General features: G+C 45.7%; 13 protein-coding genes. All 13 read right to left on the bottom strand.

Annotation, left to right across the window (positions count from 1 at the left end; all coding sequences use genetic code 11):
• Positions 1 to 219 precede the first annotated feature (219 nt).
• On the bottom strand, positions 220 to 987 hold the full coding sequence (locus WBS51_RS02330; RefSeq protein ID WP_173749093.1) for a LysR family transcriptional regulator: 768 nt from the start codon (positions 985 to 987) through the stop codon (positions 220 to 222).
• Complete coding sequence (locus WBS51_RS02325) at positions 984 to 2,696, bottom strand: extracellular solute-binding protein (RefSeq protein ID WP_291682131.1); 1,713 nt, start codon at positions 2,694 to 2,696, stop codon at positions 984 to 986. Before WBS51_RS02325 ends, WBS51_RS02330 begins: the two co-directional genes overlap by 4 nt.
• The gene (locus WBS51_RS02320; RefSeq protein ID WP_294460944.1) at positions 2,689 to 4,389 is read right to left on the bottom strand and encodes a sensor histidine kinase; all 1,701 of its coding nucleotides are present in this window, start codon (positions 4,387 to 4,389) and stop codon (positions 2,689 to 2,691) included. The genes WBS51_RS02325 and WBS51_RS02320 overlap by 8 nt, the downstream gene beginning before the upstream one ends.
• The gene (locus WBS51_RS02315; RefSeq protein WP_294460947.1) at positions 4,364 to 5,893 is read right to left on the bottom strand and encodes a response regulator transcription factor; all 1,530 of its coding nucleotides are present in this window, start codon (positions 5,891 to 5,893) and stop codon (positions 4,364 to 4,366) included. Before WBS51_RS02315 ends, WBS51_RS02320 begins: the two co-directional genes overlap by 26 nt.
• A 114-nt stretch (positions 5,894 to 6,007) precedes the next feature.
• On the bottom strand, positions 6,008 to 6,850 hold the full coding sequence (locus WBS51_RS02310; RefSeq protein WP_294460950.1) for a carbohydrate ABC transporter permease: 843 nt from the start codon (positions 6,848 to 6,850) through the stop codon (positions 6,008 to 6,010).
• Positions 6,850 to 7,692, bottom strand: coding sequence for a carbohydrate ABC transporter permease (locus tag WBS51_RS02305; RefSeq protein WP_173749098.1), 843 nt, complete (start codon positions 7,690 to 7,692; stop codon positions 6,850 to 6,852). The genes WBS51_RS02310 and WBS51_RS02305 overlap by 1 nt, the downstream gene beginning before the upstream one ends.
• Positions 7,693 to 7,721: 29 nt before the next feature.
• A complete protein-coding gene (locus WBS51_RS02300) occupies positions 7,722 to 9,104 on the bottom strand; it encodes an ABC transporter substrate-binding protein (protein ID WP_291682133.1) in 1,383 nt (460 codons plus the stop codon).
• Positions 9,105 to 9,251: 147 nt separating this feature from the next.
• Positions 9,252 to 9,995: a DeoR/GlpR family DNA-binding transcription regulator gene (locus tag WBS51_RS02295; protein ID WP_173749100.1), complete on the bottom strand. Its 744-nt coding sequence runs from the start codon at positions 9,993 to 9,995 to the stop codon at positions 9,252 to 9,254.
• A 112-nt stretch (positions 9,996 to 10,107) separates the two neighbouring features.
• The gene (gene ptsP / locus WBS51_RS02290) at positions 10,108 to 11,766 is read right to left on the bottom strand and encodes a phosphoenolpyruvate--protein phosphotransferase (RefSeq protein ID WP_173749101.1); all 1,659 of its coding nucleotides are present in this window, start codon (positions 11,764 to 11,766) and stop codon (positions 10,108 to 10,110) included.
• 23 nt (positions 11,767 to 11,789) lie between these two features.
• Positions 11,790 to 12,047, bottom strand: a complete 258-nt coding sequence (locus tag WBS51_RS02285) for an HPr family phosphocarrier protein (RefSeq protein ID WP_173749102.1) — start codon at positions 12,045 to 12,047, stop codon at positions 11,790 to 11,792.
• Positions 12,048 to 12,082: 35 nt separating this feature from the next.
• Positions 12,083 to 13,999 carry a PTS fructose transporter subunit IIABC gene (locus WBS51_RS02280; protein WP_173749103.1) on the bottom strand — a complete coding sequence of 639 codons (1,917 nt, stop codon included), beginning with the start codon at positions 13,997 to 13,999 and terminating at the stop codon, positions 12,083 to 12,085.
• 21 nt (positions 14,000 to 14,020) lie between these two features.
• Positions 14,021 to 14,932 carry a 1-phosphofructokinase gene (pfkB, locus tag WBS51_RS02275; protein ID WP_173749104.1) on the bottom strand — a complete coding sequence of 304 codons (912 nt, stop codon included), beginning with the start codon at positions 14,930 to 14,932 and terminating at the stop codon, positions 14,021 to 14,023.
• Between the two features lie 284 nt (positions 14,933 to 15,216).
• A complete protein-coding gene (locus WBS51_RS02270; RefSeq protein WP_173749105.1) occupies positions 15,217 to 15,954 on the bottom strand; it encodes a TIM44-like domain-containing protein in 738 nt (245 codons plus the stop codon).

The following is a 15,954-nucleotide window of genomic DNA, read 5'->3' as shown; positions in this document are numbered from 1 at the left end:
TGTAGCTATTCTTTCCGCAAATCGGCCACAATGACATCGCAGGATTCTTCGTTTTCGACGCATAAAGAAACCGCCGCCAATCCCGGCGGCAGTTCCTTTTAAGAAGTATATTATTTGTGAATTCCTCTTTATCCTATCATAGCCTTCCCTTTTTGATAAGCAACAAAGGGTTGTACCCCCTAAACAAATTCGTGATACCCCTTCTGCAAATTCCTGCGGCTATCGTATCAGTTTCTTCTCAGCTATCATTTTCAGCCAGCGCATGACATGATTGTGAAAGAGCAAAATATCAGGATTTGGCACACTTCCTTTCCGGGTGAGCATATAAGTAGACCAGAAATACTCCCCGTCTGAAAAGGGCAGCATGACTAAGGAATCCTGTTTCATGTCCTCAAAAATAAAATCTACGGTTACGGAAATCCCCTTGTTTTGCTGCACCATCTTATGGCACAGGCTGAAACCGCTGGTTTCAAACACAAGGTTCGGTTCAAACCCCGCCTCCCGGCATTTGTCCACAATCAGATGATGAATACTGAATTCCGGGCTTTCAAGATACAGACGCTCTCCCTTTAAATCCGCAATGCTCACAGATTCCTTTTTTGCAAGAGCATGCTCACGGTTTACCAGCAGCTTAATCTCAAACTTTTCCATAAAAGTAGCATCCATATATCCGGTGCTGGAATCTCCCACCGTAAACGCCACATTGCCCTCTCCCTGCAGGAAGCGCTGCTCAATGCAGCGGATTTCACTGCAGATATGATGGTAAGGTACAAGAAAATCTTCCAGATGTTCATACAGATATTCCCCGGATTTTGTCAGTGTAATACCGGAAGAAGTTCGATTTAAAAGCGTGGCCTCCAGTTCATTTTCAATATTTTTAATAATCTTGCTCAGTCCCTGGGGCGTCATATACAGGGCATGGGCTGCTTTGGTAATGCTTTTCTGCTGACACACCATTTTGTAGTATTCCAATTCCCGAATATTCATGATTCCTTTTCCTCCTTTACTGCCGTTCTGGCCTTCTGGGTAATCTCTTTTCCTCCTGCCGCATACCACTCTTTCACGAAAGTATCAAAATAGCCCACCGGTTTTTCTCCACATATAATCTGAATAAAAGTCTGCTGTTCCAGCTTCAGAAGGTCTTCCTCCGGTCCGGGATTTTCCCCTTGTAACGGCAGAGACTGAGCCGTTTCAAAACCGGAATCCGCCAAAAGCCCTACTGCTGTAATGCGTGAAGTATACGCCGCCCAGGCATTGGCTGTAGTCAGGCTGCCGTCCAGATAGGCTTTGCAGGTGGTGTAATAAGACTTTTCCAATCCGGACAACGCCTCCGGCTTTTTCTCTCCCTCAAGAGCTTCTCTGATATGCCTGGTGGTACGATACAAGGCATCTTTGTAATCCACATTGATATTCATGGGTCTTGCCGTAGGGTCTACGTTTAAGGAAAAATATTCGTTGACTTCATTTGCATTTCCATCATCATACCGGGAGTAATCAAAAATCACGCTGATATATTTTGCAGGAATCTCCGGATGTTCGTAGCCTTTTCGCACAGCTACATACAAAGTGTCATCATAAGTTTCGTATTCCTGCACCTGATTTTCGTCTTCCTCCGTGAGAAAATAAGGTTTCCACACGGCTTCCTTATCTCTGTCGTAGGACTGCATCAAAGGATTGTTAGGCGCCCACCACTTACCGAAAAAAGCGCCGCATTTTCCTTCGGCAATGAGTTCCGTCAGGTTGTCTTCTGTGCGCAGGAGAAACTTGCTGTCCAAAATTCCTTTTGTGTACAGACTGTTCATATAAGCCAGTGCACACTTGGTCTCTTCTGTAACAGAGCCATAGGTAATCTCTCCGCTCTCTCCTGCTATCCATTTCCTCGGCTTTGCGTGAAACATGGTGAAAATCCCATCTGCCGAATATTTGGCATTACTGCCGGTTACCAGCTGGGTGTTGCATGCCAGCCCGATGGTTTCCCCGTTTCCCGCCAGGTCTTTTTCTACAAATTTCCCAATACAGGCCATGGCGTCCTCCATGCTCTCCGGTTCCTGAAGTCCCAGCTTATCCAGCCAGTCTTTCCGCATCCATAACAACGTGGGACCATGGTCAATAACCGTGTCCGGAAAACCATACAAACGGCCTTCAAAGCGGGCAGAATCCAAAAGCCCATGGGAATAGCTTTCATACATTTCTTTGATTCTGGGAGTCGTACACGTCTCATACACAGCCGTCAGATCTTCAATCCGCCCTTCCCTGGCTAACTTCTGTAAGGTATCCCTGCCTTTTACCACCAGAATATCCGGCATGTTTTTGTCCTTAACTGCCATTTCCACAGCTTCCTCATACTGGCTGCCTTCCTCCAGTTCAAAAACATCTTCATTCTGAATATTCAGCATTTTTCTCAAATACCGGGTATAGCCATTGTCCTCATAGGTATCCCCTGCCGGAAGATTAGAATTATCCCGTCCCGAAATTTTTCCCAGGGTATAGTATACGGTTTCCGGATAAGCCCCATAAGGTGTGTGTGCAGCTTCTTCCCAGGATTTCTCCCTATCTTTTTCTGAAATTTCTGTTTCTTTCCCCTCTGCCTTTTCCTTTTTTAAGGAATCTTTCCAAAAGAAAAAACTGAAAAATCCAAGACACAACACGCCTGCGCCAAGTATCAAAAATTCACGAATTTTTCTGTTTTTATTCATACGTATGCTCCTCCCGGTCTGCCGGAAACCGGATTTCTACTCGGGTTCCTTCTCCTTTTTTGCTGTAAATCTTCAGCCCGGATTCTTCTCCATAGAGCAGCCGGATTCTGTCATGGACATTGCGCATGCCATAGCCTTTGGACTGATACGTCAGCATGGACTCCGCCTGTTCTTCTTCCATTCCTGCACCATTGTCTTCCACAAAAAACACCAAATCTCCCCCTTCTAAAAGCGCAGAAATTTTCAGCTTTTTCTCTTCTTTTTCCGAAACATCCAATCCATGTTCAATGGCATTTTCCACAAGAGGCTGCAGAATCAATTTGGGCACAGAACAGCTTAAAATCTTTTCCTCTACCTGCTTTTCCACCTGAAAACTGTCGTCATGCATGACCAGCTGAATGTGTAGATACGCCTCAATATTCCGCAGTTCATTGGCCGCAATGGTCATCGTTTCCCCTTTGTTCAGACTGGTACGGTAATAAGTGGATAAGGCCAGCGTTACCTGGCTGATTTCATCATTTCCCGCTTCAATGGCCTTCCAATTAATAATAGACAGGGAGTTATAGAGAAAATGGGGATTTATCTGTGCCTGCAAAGCCTGCATTTCTGTTTTCTGCAGATGGATTTTTGCCTCATACACCTGGGAAATCAGTTTATTAATCTCGTTCATCATTCTCCGGAATGTACGGATAAGCACGCCGATTTCATCTTTGGAATCGCTGACCACCGTTACCTGCCGAAGTCCCAGGTTAATCTGGTTCATATTCTCTGTCAACTGCTCCAGCCGTGCCACCATACCTCTGGAAAAGAAATATCCCAGCAGGAAAATCAGTACCAGACATCCGGCCAGTACAGGTACATTTCCCCACATTAAATTTGCCACTGCAGCATCTATCACCTGTTGGGACTGATAAAAGCAAAAGTTCCAGCCTGTAGTCTCCGCCCTTGCTTCGGTACACACATAATGTTCCTTCAGATAAATCAGAGAGGTTTTTTTTTCCGGCGTCAATGACGGTTCCATATCACGGCCGGAAAAAATCACATTTCCCTCTTCGTCTGTAATCAGTCCGCCCTGGTTATTTTCCAGCACAGAGGCAAAGGGTTCTAAAAGTTTGTCATAATCCAGGGTAATGACTAACAGTGCATGGATTTCTTCCTGCTTATAAAACTTCCGCACTGCCAGAATTTCTTTTGGATTTCCCTGGCGCACAATCCACTGTATGGTATCCTGAGGATATATCTGTGCATACCACTGCTGGCTTTGGGCGGTGGACAAAGGAGCCAGCGTAGAACCATGTTCTACCTGAATATTGGAGGCATACAGCGTAATTCCCCGGATTTCCTCATGATAGAGCTGAGGCATCGTAAGAAGAGGGTCTGCTGTTTCCGTATACTCCAGATAAGCCTCATAATCAGACTCGTACTGTTTCTCCATAATTCTGCGTAAATCTGAGGAATAGGCCAGATAATGCAGCAGATTCCCATAAATCTCTGCCTTATTTTCAATGCTCTCCATGGACTGGTTTACCACCTGCTGCAGGGTATCTTTCTCCTTTTCCCGCATCATATCCACCGTGCGCAACAGCGTATAAGCACTGATAACAGCAGCCGGTATCAGGCTGCATAAAATCATAATTACAGTAAGTTTATAGCGGTATTTTAAATTTTTATATTTCTGCAGCAGCTTCCTCATCTTTTCCCAATCCCTTCCTGCATGCTTCCGGAGTCATGCCAAAATGCTCCCGGAAACTTCTGCAGAAATAGGAGTTATTGGAAAATCCCACCTCTCTGGCTATCTGAGAAATCTTCTTCGGGCTGTATTCCAGCAGTTCTCTGGCCTTGTCCATACGGTAGCCTTTGATAAACCGGTTCAGGTTCATACCTGTCTCCTGTTTAAAGATACTGCTTAAATATCCGGGAGACAGATATACCTTTTCTGCCAGCATATCAATGCTTAAATCTTCCTGATAATTCTCATAAATATAATTTTTCACCTTGGTGACTTCGCTGCGGGTTCCTTTTGTATTTTCTGCCAGAAATCCCTCCAAATCTCCCACTGCTTTCTCTGTAATATCCAGCACATCTTTTAAGTGACGGCAGCGGTAAAGACGGTCAATTTCCCGGCTTAGCTTTTTCTCATCCGGCAAATCCATCACTTCATAAATCCCCTTCACAATACTGGAAAAGAGAAATTTCACATACATTTCCGAATAGGATTTTTCCGGATGATAGACTTCCCGAAGGGTTCGAAAATGCTTCTTCAAGTGCAGCATATCTTTGTTATGAATGTCTTCCAGAATCTTTTTCAGAAGTTCTGAATCCTGCAAAGAAGAGATGTCCTGCTGCTCTTTTTCCTGTGCTTCTAAAGAGAATATATGCTTTCCGGGCTGGTAAAACTGTTCTTCCAAAAGCTGCTCCAGGCCTGCAAACACCTGAGGAAACTCCTGAAAATTCTGGATTTCTTTACTTACAGCAAAGCAGCACTGCGCTTCATAATTCTGCCCAAAAAACTGATACAGCTGCCTGCACAGCAATTCATAATCACTGGATTTTTCCCGGAAAAAGAAGAGAGATTCCCCTGCATTTAGATTCAGATAATAAAAATTCCGATGAATTTCCGCTTTTAATTTTTCCCGAAAAATCTCTTCCTCCACCTCAAAAAAGCTGCTGGAGGTTTCTGCCAGTACCATGTAATGATACGGCTCCCATTCTTCTGTATTCCACTGTCCCTCGCCCTCAATTTTCCCGGTATACAGATAATTCTGAAGAAAAAAACGCTGCAGATAATCCTGTTGTCTGGTCTGTATCATCTGTTCCTTTCTCTGTCCGTTAATTTCTCCCACTGCCTTTTGTATGGTTCGGGAAAATTCCCCCGGATCTACCGGTTTTAAAATATAGTCAGACACCCCGTAGCGAATGGCGCTCTGTGCATAGGAAAAATCGCTGTAGCCGCTGAACATAATCATTTTCATGGCCGGGTGTTTCTCAGACACCTGCCGGGCCAGTTCCAGCCCACTCATATAAGGCATTTTAATATCTGTCAGAAGAATATCCGCCTTTTGTTTTTCTAAAATTCCCAGAGCCTCTCTGCCGTTGGATGCCTCCAGTATCTGAAATTCTTCTGCTTCTCTTTTCAAAAGAAATTTCATTCCGTTTCTCTCTATCTTTTCATCATCTACAATCAAAATCGTGTACATGGTTCTTTCCTTCCTTTTCTTTTCGCTAACGGAAAATACAGACAGAACCGACACAGAAAGCTGCGTCAGTCCTGTCTGTTTTATTGTAACATGATTTCCATTTCTGTCAACGCGTCAGCCCTTTACGGCTCCTGCCACCACACCCTCAATAATGTATCTCTGACAGAACAGATAAAATACAATAATCGGGATAATGGAGAGTACCAGCACGCCCATCATAGCCCCCATATCAATAGAACCGTATCCGCCTTTTAAGTACTGAATGGCAATGGAAATGGTCTTATATTTTTTCGTATCCAGTACCAGCACAGGCAGCAGATAATCGTTCCAAATCCACATGGCATCCAGAATGGCTACGGTAATGCAGGTTGGCTTCATCACCGGAAGCACGACCCTGAAAAAGCATTGCAGAGGCGTACAGCCGTCAATCATACTGGCTTCTTCAATTTCCAGGGGAATGGACTTCACAAATCCCGTAAACATAAAGACCGCCAGCCCGGCTCCAAAGCCCAGATAAATCATCACCAGCCCCCAGGGATTGTCTAGTTTCAGCATATTGGCGATTTTGGACAACGTATACATTTCCATCTGGAAAGGCACAACCATGGCAAAAAGGCACAGCGTATAAATGATTTTTGTCCCCCGTGTCTTCACCCGACTGATATACCAGGCACACATGGAGCAGCACAGAATAATCAGCGCCACAGAACACACCGTAATGAGCACAGTCCAGCCAAAGGCCGGCAGAAATCCTGTTTTTTCCAGTCCTCTTACGTAGTTTTCCAGCCCCACAAACATCCTATCTCTGGGAATCCGGAAAGGATACCGACTGATATAGGCTTTTTTCTTAAAGGAGTTTATCACAACCAGCACAATGGGATACAGATACAAAACACTGACAATGGAGAAAAACAGGGTAAGAATCCAGCCATGTTTCGCTTTTCTTGCATGGTTCATTACTGCTGCACCTCCTTTTTCCGGCTGATTCTGTTCTGTACCAGCGCAATGACGGCAACCAGTACAAAGAATACAACGGCCTTGGCCTGACCCACGCCTTCATAGCCTGTTCTGCCATAGAAAGTTCTGTAAATATTCAGAGCCAGCAGTTCCGACATATTGGAAGGCGCGCCGTTGGTCAGCGCCAGGTTCTGATCAAAAAGCTTAAAGCCATTGGTCAGCGTCAGAAAGGTACAAATTGTTACAGAAGGCATGACCATGGGAATGGTTACATGGCGCAGAAGCTGTCTCTTGTTTGCCCCGTCGATTTTTGCCGCTTCTATGAGTTCTCCGGGAATATTCTGAATGCCCGAAATGTAAATAATCATCATATAGCCCACCTGCTGCCAGCACACCAGAATCACCAGACCCCAGAATCCATACACGGAAGAATAGGTCAAGGTCTTTCCATACTGTGCCAGAATACCGTTTAGCAAAAGCTGCCAGATATAGCCCAGGATAATGCCGCCAATAAGGTTTGGCATGAAAAATACGGTACGGAACAGGTTGGTTCCCCGAATCCCCTTCGTAAGCAGCATGGCCACAGTAAAGGCCAGTACATTAATGAGAATCACGGATACAACGGTAAACAGTACCGTGTACCACAGTGCATGTATAAATTCTTTATCATTGCATATTTTCAGGTAATTGCTGATACCCACCCATCTGGCGTCTGTGACTGTGGTAAACTTGCAGAAGGAAAGATAAATTCCCAGTGCAAAGGGTGCCACAAATCCCAGAACAAAGGCCAGCATGGTAGGCAGTACAAAAACCGGAAAATATTTTTTAATGGTTTTTTCCACGATTTCTTCCCCCTTTTTCTAAGAAGGGCTTATTCTGCATGGGCTGCAGCGTATTCAGAAGCCCAGCCGTCTACAAAGGCCGTCCGAACTGCGTCCCAGTCACCGGTTCCCTGTGCGTATTCCAGCATAGCGGAGCCCACTTTGTTTTTCCATTCTTCAGAAGGCATAGTGGTAAAGTTCCAGCTTACCGGAGTTTTGCCTGCTTTCGTGTATTCATCGTTGGCTTTTACCAGAGGATTTTCCGGCAGATATTCATCAAAAGTAGTAAACGGTGTGATGAATCCCATTTCGTTTGCCAGCATGTCTCTTCCTTCATCGCTTTCCACAACCCAGGTCAGGAAGTCCAGAGTAGCCTGAATATCTTCTTCGGACGCTTTTTTATTTACACACCAGTAGTTTTCAGAACCGGTGCAAAGTCCCTGATTTTCCTCACCTTCGGCACCGATGTAGATGGGCAGCATACCCATGTCTTCGTCTGCCACCTCCATATCTTTGATATCGTTGTAAGCCCAGGTTCCGTTCTGATAGAATACAGCTTCCCCAAGAGCAAATTCGGAAGAGGCGTCCTCACCTGTTTTAGAGGAAATCATAGACGGTTCACAGGTGGAATCTTTCAGATACATATCCCAGACATTTTTGAAATTGTCCAGATAGGTTCCCTTTATTGCTTCTGATGAGGTCACGCCTTCGTCCTTGTATTCATAGTATACCGGCAGATTTGCCAGATGCGTTTTGAATCTCCAGTCAGAGGAAGAATCCATACCTGCGGAGGTAAAGGCTCCCATAACTCCTAAATCCTCTTTATGCTTCTGAATACCATCTGCTACTTTTTTCAAGGCGTCGAAACTATTTAGTTCCTCTATGGATTTGATTTCTGCATCCGGCAGTTCAAAATATTTTTTTAACAGTGCCTTGTTGTAAATAATGCCATACGTTTCAATGACATAGGCAATACCCTGTACTGCGTCTCCGTCTTTCAATACATAGTCATCACTGCTGACGTCTTTGTAAATCTGGGAATCGGATAGGTCATAGCAGTAGTCTTTCCAGGAAGCCAGCCCCACCGGACCGTTTACCTGAAACAGAGTCGGGGGCTCGTCCTTTGCCATTTCGGACTTCAAGGTAGACTCGTAGGTTCCGGAAGCGGCTGTCTGGACTTCCACGTCCACCCCTGTCTCATCTGTATACTGCTCCGCCAGTTCTGTCCACTGGTCTGCCTGTTCCGGTTTAAAGTTCAGATAATACACCTTACCGTCTCCGCCCTTTTTCGCTGTATTGCTGTCTTTTTCCGAAGACTTGTCCTCGCTTTTGGTTTCGGAGCTCTGGTCTGTGCCGCTTCCTCCGCAGCCGGCCAGCATGGATGTCATCATAGCAGCTGTCAGCAGCATTGCAAATACTTTTTTAAATTTCATATGTTTTACCTCCCTTATTGTAAAGCTCTCTTTTGTTTGTCTATATTATATCTATTCCTCTTTTCAAAAAATATGATAAAAAACCCGGAAACATGTTCAATTTCCATGTTTTCGGGTTTTTGTGTTTTCTTTTATTGGGAGAACTGCTTATACAATAATCAGATTCTGATAATTTGCATAGGTTTCGTCCGGCATACAGTCTGTAATAATCTGAGCTGCATGGAACTCACCGAAGCTCACCGGGCTGACCTGGTGAAATTTCCTGCTGTCACACAGCACATAAGGCCGCTGAGTGTGTTTCATGGCACACTCTTTTATCATGGCCTCATTGATGTCCGGGGTCGTAAATCCGGCCATGGGATTGACTCCATTGGCGCCCCAGAAGCCTTTTGTAAAATTGTATTTTTTCAGATTGACATAGGCTTCATTTCCCACAATCGCCTCCGTGGCTGCTTTTAATTCTCCGCCGATTAATATCACCCGGAAGCCGTTCTCTGCCAGCATCAGCGCATGGGAAACAGCATTTGTAACAAACATGGCCGTGCGTTCCGTCAAATAGGGAATCATGTAGCCCGTGGTGGTTCCCGCATCCAGATAGATAAAATCATCCGGCTCAATCAAAGATGCCGCATAGCGGGCAATCCGCAGCTTTTCTTCTCTGCTCTGCTCTTTTCTGAGAGCCACTTCCTCTTCCCTGGTGTTGATTCTGGATTCTGTCTGCACCGCACCGCCGAAAACTTTAATCAGAGCTCCCTTTTTATGGAGTACATTCAAGTCTCTGCGAATCGTGGATTCCGATGCCCCAAAGACATCTTTTAATTCCTGTACGGTCACACTGCCTTTCTGCTCCAACATCCGCAGTATTTCTTCCTGTCTTGTTTCTGTCAGCATTTTCTTTTCCCTCTGGAATTTCCATTCCTTCCTTTCCCCATCCTGCTAAAAGCATTGCTGCCCCTTTCCCTATATTCTACACAGAAAAAGGGATTGGGGCAACCGATATATTTTATAAAAATGTTTGTAAAAGCTTTTCTCTGTCTTCTTCCACTCTGGTTTCTCTGATAATCTTTCTAAGGGGCAGAACCTTGCCCGGAGATACGGACAGTTCATCTACGCCCATAGCCAGAAACAGACGGGTAAGTTCTGTATCGCCGCCCAGTTCACCGCAGATACCGCACCAGATGTTTTCCTTGTGCGCATTCTGCACCGTCTGGTAAATCATGCGGAGCACAGCCGTATGGTGCGCGTCATAAAAGCTGTCCAGTTCTTCATTCTGGCGGTCAATAGCCAGCAGATACTGGGTCAAATCATTGGTTCCGATACTGAAGAAGTCCACTTCCTTTGCCAGCAAATCGCTGATAATGGCCGCTGCAGGAGTTTCTATCATGATTCCCTGCTCGATTTCTCCAAAGGCCAGATTTTCCTGCTGCAATTCTCTTTTGACTTCTTCCACGATTTCTTTGATTCTGCGGACTTCCGCTACAGAGGTAATCATGGGATACATCACAGCCAGTCTGCCGTATGCGCTTGCCCGGAAAATAGCCCGCAGCTGGGTTTTGAAAATCTCCGGTCTGGTCAGGCAGATACGGATAGCCCGCAGTCCCATGGCTGGATTTTCTTCTTTCGCAAGCTGGAAGTAATCCGCCTGTTTGTCTGCCCCGATATCCAGGGTACGAATAATCACTCTCTTGCCTGCCATGGTCTCGGCAACCGTCTTGTAAATCTTAAACTGTTCTTCCTCTGTAGGGTAGGTATCGCTTTCCAGATAGATAAATTCACTTCTGAAAAGTCCGATTCCCTCTGCGTCATTTTGCAGCACCATAGCCAGATCCCGGCTGTTTCCGATATTTGCATAAGTCAGCACCTTCTGGTTATCCAGCGTAACGCTTTCCTTTCCCTTCAGGGTCAGAAGAAGTTCTCTTTTTTCCTTTTCCTCTGCCAGTTTGCCTTCCATAAGTTTCATGGTTTCTTCATCCGGCTCCACATAGATACAGCCCTGATTGCCGTCTACCACCGCCATTTTTCCGTCTATGGTGTCATCCAGGGGCAAATCTGTACCGATAAGTGCCGGAATACTCATGGTTCTGGCCAGAATAGCGGTATGAGAATTTACAGAGCCATGTACGGTAACAAAGGACAGCACCTTGTCCTTATCCAGCTGTACCGTCTGGCTGGGAGCCAGGTCGTCTGCCACAATAATCACCGGCTCCTCTGTCAGAATTTTACTCTTGTCCTCTCCCTTTAAGGCAGCCAGGACACGTTCGGAAATGTCTTTTACGTCTGCGGCTCTTTCCCGCATATAATCGTCATCCATAGCGGCAAACATAGCAGAAAAGTTATCGCTGGTAGCCGCCACTGCATACTCCGCATTGACCTCCTGGGTACGGATAATATTCTCAATGGATTCCAGATAATCCTCGTCCTCCAGCATCATCTGATGAATTTCAAAAATTGCCGCATTGGCTTCCCCTACTTCGGTGAGCGCCTTCTCATACAGTCCCTGAAGCTGCTCTATGGCCGTTTCACGGGCCTTGTGAAAACGTTGGATTTCTCCCTCTACGTCCATGATTTTGCTGCGCTTTACCTGTTGCTCATCTTTTTTGTAAACGCAGATTTTTCCTATGGCAATGCCGTTAAATACACTTTTTCCCTTGTATGTTTTCATGATTTTTCAGCCGCCCTCTGCTCTTATAAATTCTCTTTCAGGAAAGTTTCCAGTGCTGCTGCAGCAGCTTCTTCGTCTTCACCTTCCACATCAATTGTCACTTCTTCACCCTGTTTTACGCCAAGTCCCATAAGGCCGAAAATCTTCTTAGCGTCTACGGTTTTGCCGCCCTTTGTGATTTTTACAGAAGAAGCAAAGCCTTTTGCTGCTTTTACAAAGTCTCCTGCCGGACGTGCGTGGATTCCTTCTGCGTCTGTGATTACATACTGAAATGATTTCATAATTTTTTCCTCCTGAATGTACTTTTATATTTGTTTTATTCTGTTACTTTCTTTTTCAAAATGCCCAGAAGCAATGCTCCTGCTGCCGTACCTGCTGCCAAAGCTGCCAGGTAGAACAAAGCATGGTCTACAACCGGGAACACGAAAATTCCACCGTGAGGCGCCATCAGGGTACAGCCAAAAGCCATGGACAGCGCTCCCGCCAGTGCAGAGCCTATCATACAGGAAGGCAGTACACGAACCGGGTCAGAAGCTGCAAAAGGAATGGCTCCCTCGGTAATAAAGGCCAGTCCCATAATAAAGTTTACCGGACCGGATTCTCTTTCTTCTTTTGTAAATTTATTCTTAAACAACAAGGTAGAAAGTGCAATGGCACAAGGCGGAACCATACCGCCAATCATAACGGCTGCCATAATATCATAATTTCCTGCAGCAATGGAAGCTGTTCCAAATACGTAGGCGGCTTTGTTGAACGGGCCACCCATATCAATGGCCATCATGCCCGCAACAATAATTCCAAGTAATATTTTACTGGAACCGTTCATATTGGTCAATGCTGTATTTAACGCTGTGTTCAATGCGCCCACCGGAGGCTCAATGATAAAGTTCATAATCAGTCCCATAAGCAGGATTCCCACAAAGGGATACAAAAGCACAGGGGCGATTTTTTCAATGGCCTGAGGCAGTTTGTCAAACACCTTTCTCAAAAGCAGAATCAGATAACCTGCCAGAAATCCGGCTGCCAGCGCACCCAGAAATCCGGATTTGCCGTTTGCTGCCATCATACCGCCTACAAATCCCAAAGCCAGCGCCGGACGGTCTCCAATACTCATGGCAATAAAACCTGCCAGTACCGGAAGCATAAGTCCGAATGCAATGCCGCCGATTTCTTTCAGCATGGCAGCTACAGGAGTAATGGTACCGAAGTTTGCTCTCGCTTCTGCGGAAAGACTGTTCATATCCACACTTAAACCATCAATCAGAAAGGCCAGAGCAATGAGGATACCGCCGCCTACTACGAAAGGCAGCATATGGGAAACGCCGTTCATCAGCTGCATGTAAATCTTGTGTCCGGTTCCGCCGGAAGTCTTTACCGTTTCTGCCTTTCCTGCTGTTCCTGCCTGATAAACCGGCGCGTCTCCTTTGATAGCCCTTTCCACTAAAGCATCAGCCTTGCTGATACCATCTGAAACCTGACATTCAATCAGTTTCTTTCCGTGGAAACGTTCCATAGGCACTTTGGCATCTGCTGCTACAATGATACAGTCCGCCTCCTGAATTTCCTTTTCTGTCAGCACATTTTTTGCGCCGCCGGAACCTCTGGTTTCTACTTTGATAAAGCAGTTAGCTGCTTTGGCTGCTTTCTCCAGACCCTCTGCTGCCATATAAGTATGGGCAATTCCCGTAGGGCAGGAAGTAACGGCCAGTATTTTACACACCTTTTCGTCCTGAGCCGTTTCGCTCTGGGCTGCAAGCTGTTCGTTCAGATCCGGTTTTTCATCGTCTGCCTCATCCACCACCTGCAGAAATTCTTCCACATCTTTTGCATTTTTCAGTTTTTCCACAAATTCCTCATCCATCAGAAGCACGGACAGCTTGCTCAGTACGTCCAGGTGAATGTTGTCTTTTGTATTGGGCGCTGCAATGAGGAACAGCAGATGTACCGGCTCTCCATCCAGAGAATCAAAATCCACGCCGTCTTTGATGACCATGGCTGCCAGACCCGGTTTCTCCACGGCATCACATTTTCCATGGGGAATCGCAATGCCTTCACCGATTCCCGTAGTGCTCTCTTCTTCTCTTAAATAAACCTGCTTACGGTAAGCTTCCTCGTCCCGGATTTTACCGCTTTTTACCATTAATGCCACCGCTTCGTCCAGGGCTTCGCTCTTAGAATGTGGGCAGCTGTTTAACGAAATACTTCTTTTATCCAGCAAATCTGTAATTCGCATATTTTTTCTCCCTCTTTCCTGTTATTCTTCTTCCAGACGGTTATAAACCGCTTCTACTTCTTCTCTTGTGGCCAGAAACTCTGAAAAAGCACTGGCGCTTCCTGCGGAAACCCCCATTTTAAATGCATGTCCGTAATCTTTTTTCTCCAGCCATCCTGCCAGAAATCCGGCTACCATGGAATCTCCGGCGCCTACGGCATTGACCAGTGTTCCCCTAGGTGCAGGCAGCGCGTAAACCTGTCCATCCTCTGCTGCCAGCACAGCGCCTTGTCCTGCCATGGACACCAGTACGTTTCTGGCTCCTTTTTCCTGCATTTTTCTGGCATAAGGCACAGCCTCTTCTCTGGTACGGATTTCAACTCCAAAGATTTCTCCCAGTTCATGATTGTTGGGCTTAATGAGGAACGGTCTATATTGCAGAACATTTAACAGCAGCTCCCCTGTAGCATCTACTGCAAAGTGGATACCTTTTCCCTGCAGTTTTGCCATAATGTCACGGTAAATGGAATTGGGCAGGCTTTCCGGTATGCTGCCGGCCAAAACCAGAACATCTCCCGCTTTCAGCTTTTCCAGTTTTTCCAAAAACTGCTCCATATCTTCTCTGCAAATCCCCGGTCCTTTCCCGTTAATCTCCGTTCCGTCAAAATCCTTCAATTTCACGTTGATTCTGGAAAATCCTTCTTCTGCTTCAATAAAGTCACAGCAAAATCCCAGCTTCTCTACTCTGCGCTGAATCTCTGCTCCTGTAAACCCTGCGGTAAATCCCAGTGCAGTGTTTTCTATGCCCAGATTAGCCAGAACTGTGGATACGTTGATTCCTTTTCCTCCGGGAAGCATCTGTTCTGTCTGGGTACGATTGGTCATTCCCATCTGAAAATCTTTTACTGAAACAATATAGTCCAGAGAAGGATTAAAAGTAACTGTGTAAACCATTGTTTCTTTCCTCCTGCGTCCTTTGTTTTATAGCCCTATTATATAGTCATATTCCGTCAATTTCAATCATATTAATTTACAATTTTTTTCCTGTTTTCTTATGCAATTTTCACAATCAGTCATACTTATTCACTTTTTTATCCCCTTTCTTTCATATTCCGTCATTTATACTGTCTACCCTTTTCTCCTCTTTTTCCTTCCACAAAAAAAAGACACTCCTCCTTTTGAGAAATGTCTTTTGTGTCTAGTGTACAGTCTGCCCTTGATCTGCTTTTTTATACGCGTCAGACATGGAAGGCATCGATATCGATTTCCTCTTTTTGTTTGATTTCATCCAACACCCACCGTTCATTCCGGTACACAAACTTCCAATATTCAAAAAAAGCCTCGGGCCGGTTTTTTCCCCGGATAATTTCCCTGGTATTTTTATTTATGTAAAAACCCGTCATCTTTCCATGAATCAGATACCAGATAACATCCTGATCCTCTCCCTCTTCATCCTGCACGCCTACCGGGATGGCACTAAGAAGCTTCACTTTTTTCTGCACGACCTCTTCCCCACGCATATGCATCCACTGCAGTTTTACATTAAAATCCTTTTGCAGCCGTTCACTCATATAAGGCACGCCGTAAGTAACATCCATTCTTCTCCAGCATTCCTGAATCTGAAAATAGGATTCCTCCACCTGTTTCTGAACCTCTCGGTAATCCCAGTTTCTTCCGCTTTCGGAAAATACCGCCATGGCCCGGTGGGTACGGCGCCTTGCCCTGCGGGCTTTCAAAAGCAGCACTGCTGCACCGGCTCCTCCGCTTGCCACGAAAACTCCCAGTCCAAACTGCGCCGCAGACACAATATCAGAGGTTCCACCGCCGGAACTTCTACCGGAGTGATAGGAACTGCCTCCTGCACTTCCACCTCCTCCGCCTGAGCTTCCGCCTCCGCCGGCTCTTGCCCACACCGGCACGGCACAGAGGCAAAGAAGTATACACAAGATTCCCAATATCATTCCCTTTTTCTTCAT

This window comes from Blautia acetica (assembly GCF_038739805.1).
Classification (GTDB): Bacteria; Bacillota; Clostridia; order Lachnospirales; family Lachnospiraceae; genus Blautia.
This window is presented reverse-complemented; position numbering and strand designations above follow the sequence as displayed.